The sequence below is a fragment of the Aestuariivirga litoralis genome (assembly GCF_003234965.1).
GTDB classification, from domain to species: domain Bacteria; phylum Pseudomonadota; class Alphaproteobacteria; order Rhizobiales; family Aestuariivirgaceae; genus Aestuariivirga; species Aestuariivirga litoralis.
This window is the reverse complement of sequence record NZ_QKVK01000026.1, coordinates 1-555: the sequence shown is the minus strand read 5'-3', so window position 1 is coordinate 555 and position 555 is coordinate 1. Positions and strand designations below refer to the sequence as shown.

General features: G+C 69.7%; 1 protein-coding gene. It reads right to left on the bottom strand.

The window, feature by feature from the left end:
* The coding region (locus DK847_RS21070; RefSeq protein ID WP_280956425.1) for a hypothetical protein at positions 1-555 on the bottom strand (555 nt) is incomplete at both ends.

Below are 555 nucleotides of genomic sequence, written 5' to 3'. Positions count from 1 at the left end.
GGTGCCACGGGTGCGCAGGGTGAGACCGGCGCTGTCGGTGAGACCGGTGCGCAGGGTGAGACCGGCGCCAAGGGTGACACTGGCGCTCAGGGTGAAACCGGTGCCGTCGGTGCCACGGGTGCTCACGGTGAGACCGGCGCTGTCGGTGAGACCGGTGCGCAGGGTGAAACCGGCGCCAAGGGTGACACTGGCGCAGTCGGTGAGACCGGTGCGCAGGGTGAAACCGGTGCCGTCGGTGCCACGGGTGCTCACGGTGAGACCGGCGCTGTCGGTGAGACCGGTGCGCAGGGTGACACGGGCGCCAAGGGTGACACTGGCGCAGTCGGTGAGACCGGTGCGCAGGGTGAAACTGGCGCCAAGGGCGACACGGGTGCTCAGGGTGAAACCGGTGCTGTAGGTGCCACGGGTGCGCAGGGTGAAACCGGCGCTGTCGGTGAGACCGGTGCGCAGGGTGAAACGGGTGCCAAGGGCGACACTGGCGCTCAGGGTGAAACGGGTGCCAAGGGTGACACTGGCGCTGTCGGTGAGACCGGCGCGCAGGGTGACACGGGTGCC